Consider the following 5,044-nt stretch of genomic DNA (forward strand, 5'->3'; position numbering starts at 1 on the left):
CGCCTCGCGCAGCCGCCGCGCGATCAGCTGCGTCACCTGGCTGCCGAAATCGACGATGAGGACTTTCTGGTGCTGGGTGGTCATGCGGTCGAATCCGGGGCGAGGGAATGGGCGGGGTCTAGGCGGTCAGAGGCGAGAATTTCAAGGGCGGCGAGACCGTCAGCCTCCAGCCGCGCGATCAGGGCGTCCAGCGCGATGGCGAGGTTCTCGTCCACATGGTGCAAGGTCGAGGTCCAGTCCTCCAGCGCCTTCAGCTCGGCCCGCCCGTCGGACACCCCGCGCAGGGCGATCAGGGGCACGCCGAAGGTCTGGGCCGCGCGCAGCAGGGCCCAGGTCTCCATGTCCACCATGTCGGCCTCGATGGCGTCATAAGCTCCGCCCGAGATGACGTCCCCGCCCGTCGACAGGCTGGCGCACGGCACGCCCGGGATCGGGCACGGCAGGGGCAGCACGGCGGGCAGGTCCAGAAGCGGCGTCACACCCTTCGCAAACCCCAGCGGGCTGGCGTCCATGTCGCGGTAGCTCACCGATGACGCCTGATAGACCGCCGCATGTTCCAGCGTCCGCGAGCCGCACGAGCCCAGCGATACGATCAGGTCCGGCAGGGCCCCGTCCGCCGCCATCCGCCCCAGCGCGGCGGTCAGCGCCACCGCCGCCTCCACCGGGCCGACCCCGGTCATTAGCGGCTGGATGCGCGCCTGCAGATGCACGCCATACTCCGCCGGCGCCGCCATCACCGGCAGCACGGAAAGCCCGCCCCAGCGCTGGATCCGTCCGCTCATCCGGCGCGCTCGTAAAGCGCCGCGAAGAAGCCGTCGGTGCCGCTGGTGGCCGGGCTGAGCCGCAGCCTGTGCCCATTGGCGAACCCGGCCAGCTGCGCCCGCGCCGCATCACTGAAAGCCGGATTGCTCAAGGCGTCGCCCACGGCCACCGGCCGGAAATCCTCATGCGCCGTCTCGAAGGCGTCCGCCGTCTTTTCGTTCTCGCCGGTCAGCATGGAACAGGTCACATAGACCAGCCGCCCGCCCGGCTTCACCAGCGCCGCTGCCCGGCCGAGGATCGCCAGCTGCAGCCTGTGCAGCCGCTCGACCTCGTCGGCCTTCAGACGCCACGCATCCTCGGGCCGCCGCCGCCAGGTGCCCGAGCCCGAACACGGCGCGTCCACCAGCACCAGATCGGCCCCGCCGACCAGATCCTCGACACCCTCGCCGTCGGCGCCCAGCAGCCGCAGCTCCGCCGCCACGCCCGCCCGCTCCAGCCGCGGCCGGATGGCGTCCAGACGCTTCATGCTGATGTCGGCGGCGATCAGTTTGCCGACCCCCTGTTGCGCCAGCCCCAGGGTCTTGCCGCCCCCGCCGGCGCAATAGTCCACCACCACCGCGCCCGACAGTTCCAGCCCGCCGCCCGACAGCCAGCAGACCATCTGGCTGCCCTCGTCCTGAATCTCGAAGCGCCCGCCCTTGAAGCCTTCCAGCGCCTGCACGTTCGGCGGCGGCTCGGCGGCCAGACGCAGGCCCCAGACCGACCACGGCGTGCGCTCGGGCGACAGTCCGGCCTCGCGCAGTTCGGCCTCCGCCGCCTCCACGCTCGTCTTCGCGCCATTGACCCGCAGGTCGATGGGCGCGCGCGGGCTCATCAGCCCCTCGGCCTCCTCGGCCCAGCGGTCGCCGAAGGTCGCCTTGAAATCCTCCACCACGAATTCCGGCAGGCCCGAGGCGATCCAGCCCGGCGGCTGGCCTTCCGGCGCCGTGATCCGCGCGCGCTCCTGTTTCGACAGGGGCTTGGGCCCGTAGCCGTCGCCCGAGTGCAGGGCCTCGATCTCCTCCAGCGGCATGCCGTCGATCAGGGCCAGCGAGCCGATCACCAGCGCCCGCCCGTCCTCACGCCCGCCCATGGCCCAGACCAGCCGCGCCCGCGCGCGGATCACCCGGTACACCCGGTCGGCGATGGCGCGGCGGTCCCCGGACCCCGCATAGCGGTTCGCGCGGCCCCATTCCTTCAGCACGACCTCGGCCGGCTGACGGCCCTGGGCAAGGGAGTCGAGGATCGAGGCGGCGGCGGACAGGCGGGCGGCTGGGGTCACTCAGATCTTTCAGATGAACAGGGCGGCGAGGATCATGATCAGGCCGATCAGCGAGACCACCCAGACCAGCGATCGCACGAAGGGCACGCCGAAGGCGTACAGCGGGATATAGATCAGCCGGGCCCAGAAATAGAGCGCCGCGCCCCACTCGGTCAGCGGCCCGGCGCGGCCCGCCACATGGGCGATCAGCACGGCCCCGATGAACAGCGGCAGGGTCTCGTACAGATTGGCCTCGGCCCGCTCCAGCCGCCCGGTCACCCGGCCCGGCGGCGGCACGTCCGCATCGCGCGGCCCGGCGTTCCACTTCAACCCGTACTTCGCCGTGCGCCCCGCCGCCGGAAGCAGGATCTGCACCAGCGCCAGGATCAGGGCAGCCGCCAGATAGGTCAGTTCGATGGTCATGGCGGCCCTCCCCGGCCCTAGCCCTGCCGATAGTTCGGCGCTTCGCGGGTGATCATCACGTCGTGCACATGGCTTTCACGCAGCCCGGCGTTGGTGATGCGCACGAATTTCGCCCGCGACTGGAAGTCGGGGATCGAGGCGCCGCCCACATAGCCCATGGCCGCCCGCAGCCCGCCCACCATCTGGTGCAGCACCGGCGCGATCGGACCCTTGTACGGGGTCTGGCCCTCGATGCCCTCGGGCACCAGCTTCTCGGACGAGACTTCCTTCTGGAAGTACCGGTCCGCCGAGCCCCGGGCCATGGCGCCCACCGAGCCCATGCCGCGATAGGATTTGTAGGACCGGCCCTGATACAGAAACACCTCGCCGGGGCTCTCGTCGGTGCCGGCGAACATGGAGCCCATCATGGCCACGCTGGCGCCCGCCGCGATGGCCTTGGCCAGATCGCCCGAATATTTGATGCCGCCGTCGGCGATCACCGGCGCGCCGGAGTCCCGGGCGGCCCGCGCGGATTCCATCACGGCGGTCAGTTGGGGCACGCCCACCCCCGCCACGATGCGGGTGGTGCAGATGCTGCCCGGCCCGATGCCCACCTTCACCGCGTCCGCGCCCGCATCGATGAGGGCCCGGGTGGCGTCATAGGTGGCCACATTGCCCGCGATGATCTGGATGCGGTTGCTCTCGCGCTTTATGCGCTCCACCACCGCCGCCACCGAGGCCGAGTGGCCGTGGGCGGTGTCGATCACCACCACGTCGGCGCCCGCTTCCGCCAGCGCCATGGCCCGCTCGAAGCCCGCATCGCCGACCGTCGAGGCCGCGCCCACCAGCAGGCGGCCCTGATCGTCCTTGGCCGCGTGGGGGAAGGCCTGGGCCTTCTCGATGTCCTTCATGGTGATCAGGCCGACGGCCCGATAGTCCTCGTCCACCACGATGACCCGCTCGATCTTGCGGGTGCGCAGCAGTTCGCGCGCCTCATCACGACCGGCGCCCTCGCGGACGGTGACCAGCTCGCCGGTGGTCATCAGGCTGGCCGCCTTGACGTTGGCATCGCTCTCGAACCGCATGTCGCGGTTGGTCAGCATCCCCACCAGCTTGCCGGTCTTCGGATCAACGACCGGGAAGCCGGTGATCTTCTTGCGGGCCACGATCTCGCGCACCTCGCCCAGGGTCGTGTCGGGCGACACCGTCACCGGATTGACCACCATGCCGCTTTCATAGCGCTTCACGGCGCGGACCTGATCGGCCTGCTCCTCGATGGTCATGTTCCGGTGCAGCACGCCCAGACCGCCGGCCTGGGCCATGGCGATGGCCAGCCGCGTCTCGGTCACCGTGTCCATGGCGGACGACAGCAGGGGGATGTTCAGCTTGATGTCGCGGGTCAGCCGGGTCGACACATCGACCTCGGCCGGCATGAACGCGGACGGACCGGGTTCGAGCAAAACATCATCGAAGGTCAGGCCTTCGCGTATCTCCATGGGGAGTCTCCGTTTTGCGGGGCGCGTATAGCTTGCTGCGCCGCGAAACGGAAGCCCGGCGCGGCCTGTGGAGGCGATAAAAGGAATTGTCGTTGCAACTCCGCCGCCTCGGGGCCATTTGTTGAAAATGGTCCGGGCAATCGTCAGATCGGTGAAGGCGCTTGCGCTCAAGGTCGCCACCTACGGCGTGATGCACCTGGTTGTGGCCGTCATCGTGGCCTACGCCATCACCCGGGACTGGCGCATCGCCCTGGCCGTCGGTCTGATCGAGCCCTTCTTCCAGACCATCGCCTATTCGGTCCACGACCGGGTCTGGCACCGCATCGAGCGGCGCAAGATGCGCTCCGGCGTGGAAGAAACCGCCGAGGCCGTCACCGCCCGTCTGGATGTCATGAACGCCCGCGAACAGAGCCGCGCCCATGGCCACGGCGGCGGGCATCATGGCCACAGCCACGCCCTGCCGACCTCCTTGCGGCAGATCGCCATGAAGACCTTCACCTACAGCGTCATGCACTTCGCCGTGGCGGTCGCGGTGGCTTATGTGCTGACCGGCTTCAACTGGCGTCTGGCCCTGGCCATCGGCCTGATCGAGCCCATCGTGCAGACGGTGTTTTTCACCGTTCACGACCGCATCTGGGCCCGCATCGAGGCCAGACGCGCCCGGGAGCGCGAACTGGCCGCCGCCTGACAGCGGCCGCGACGCCCTGTCGCTGGGCTTCGGGATACGGCTGCGCTATCCACCCATCCATGACCTCGCGCGCGGACACATGGTCGCTGTGGCGATCGCTGGCCTTCCTGGCCGCGGTCTTCGCCGTCGTGCTCGGCACCCTGCTGCCTTCCGCCGCCCTCGCGGGCTCGCGCGACGGTCGGCCCATCGTCATGTGCTCAGCGGAGGGTCCGCGCACCATCCGCGTCGGCGGCGACGGGGATCAGACCACGGGCCTCGCCGACGCGGCCTGCGCCGTCTGCATCGCCGCCCACACGCCCGCCCTGCCCCCGCCTTCGCCGCCTCAACCGCTGCCGGTCATCCGTCCCGCGACCACGGTCGCCTGGATCACCGCCGCCCAGACCGCGCCGCCCCCGG

7 protein-coding genes are annotated in these 5,044 nt (G+C 70.2%); 2 read left to right on the top strand and 5 right to left on the bottom strand.

Annotated features, from left to right (window positions below):
• The 5 genes from C0461_RS13360 to guaB form a co-directional block, all read right to left on the bottom strand.
• On the bottom strand, positions 1-84 hold an 84-nt coding region (locus C0461_RS13360; protein ID WP_292107700.1), incomplete at its 3' end, for a hypothetical protein.
• The gene (locus tag C0461_RS13365) at positions 81-782 is read right to left on the bottom strand and encodes a 5'-methylthioadenosine/S-adenosylhomocysteine nucleosidase (RefSeq protein ID WP_292107692.1); all 702 of its coding nucleotides are present in this window, start codon (positions 780-782) and stop codon (positions 81-83) included. The genes C0461_RS13365 and C0461_RS13360, both read right to left, overlap by 4 nt.
• A complete protein-coding gene (locus C0461_RS13370) occupies positions 779-2,083 on the bottom strand; it encodes an RsmB/NOP family class I SAM-dependent RNA methyltransferase (RefSeq protein ID WP_292107693.1) in 1,305 nt (434 codons plus the stop codon). Before C0461_RS13370 ends, C0461_RS13365 begins: the two co-directional genes overlap by 4 nt.
• A gap of 9 nt (positions 2,084-2,092) precedes the next feature.
• Positions 2,093-2,485 carry an MAPEG family protein gene (locus C0461_RS13375; RefSeq protein WP_292107694.1) on the bottom strand — a complete coding sequence of 131 codons (393 nt, stop codon included), beginning with the start codon at positions 2,483-2,485 and terminating at the stop codon, positions 2,093-2,095.
• Between the two features lie 17 nt (positions 2,486-2,502).
• Positions 2,503-3,960 carry an IMP dehydrogenase gene (gene guaB, locus C0461_RS13380; RefSeq protein WP_292107695.1) on the bottom strand — a complete coding sequence of 486 codons (1,458 nt, stop codon included), beginning with the start codon at positions 3,958-3,960 and terminating at the stop codon, positions 2,503-2,505.
• Between the two features lie 127 nt (positions 3,961-4,087).
• On the opposite strand from guaB, the gene C0461_RS13385 reads away from it, so the two are divergent.
• Together C0461_RS13385 and C0461_RS13390 are read left to right on the top strand one after the other, a co-directional pair.
• Positions 4,088-4,648 carry a DUF2061 domain-containing protein gene (locus tag C0461_RS13385; protein WP_292107697.1) on the top strand — a complete coding sequence of 187 codons (561 nt, stop codon included), beginning with the start codon at positions 4,088-4,090 and terminating at the stop codon, positions 4,646-4,648.
• A gap of 59 nt (positions 4,649-4,707) precedes the next feature.
• Positions 4,708-5,044 (top strand): DUF2946 family protein (locus C0461_RS13390; protein ID WP_292107699.1); only part of this gene is annotated, 337 nt, incomplete at its 3' end.

This window comes from Brevundimonas sp., from assembly GCF_013823285.1.
Taxonomy (GTDB): Bacteria; Pseudomonadota; Alphaproteobacteria; order Caulobacterales; family Caulobacteraceae; genus Brevundimonas.

Excerpts from the sequence above, each read along its gene's own strand:
- C0461_RS13385 (WP_292107697.1), top strand. The coding sequence starts at position 4,088 with ATGGTCCGGGCAATCGTCAGATCGGTGAAGGCGCTTGCGCTCAAGGTC.
- C0461_RS13375 (WP_292107694.1), bottom strand. The coding sequence starts at position 2,485 with ATGACCATCGAACTGACCTATCTGGCGGCTGCCCTGATCCTGGCGCTG.
- C0461_RS13365 (WP_292107692.1), bottom strand. The coding sequence starts at position 782 with ATGAGCGGACGGATCCAGCGCTGGGGCGGGCTTTCCGTGCTGCCGGTG.
- guaB (WP_292107695.1), bottom strand. The coding sequence starts at position 3,960 with ATGGAGATACGCGAAGGCCTGACCTTCGATGATGTTTTGCTCGAACCC.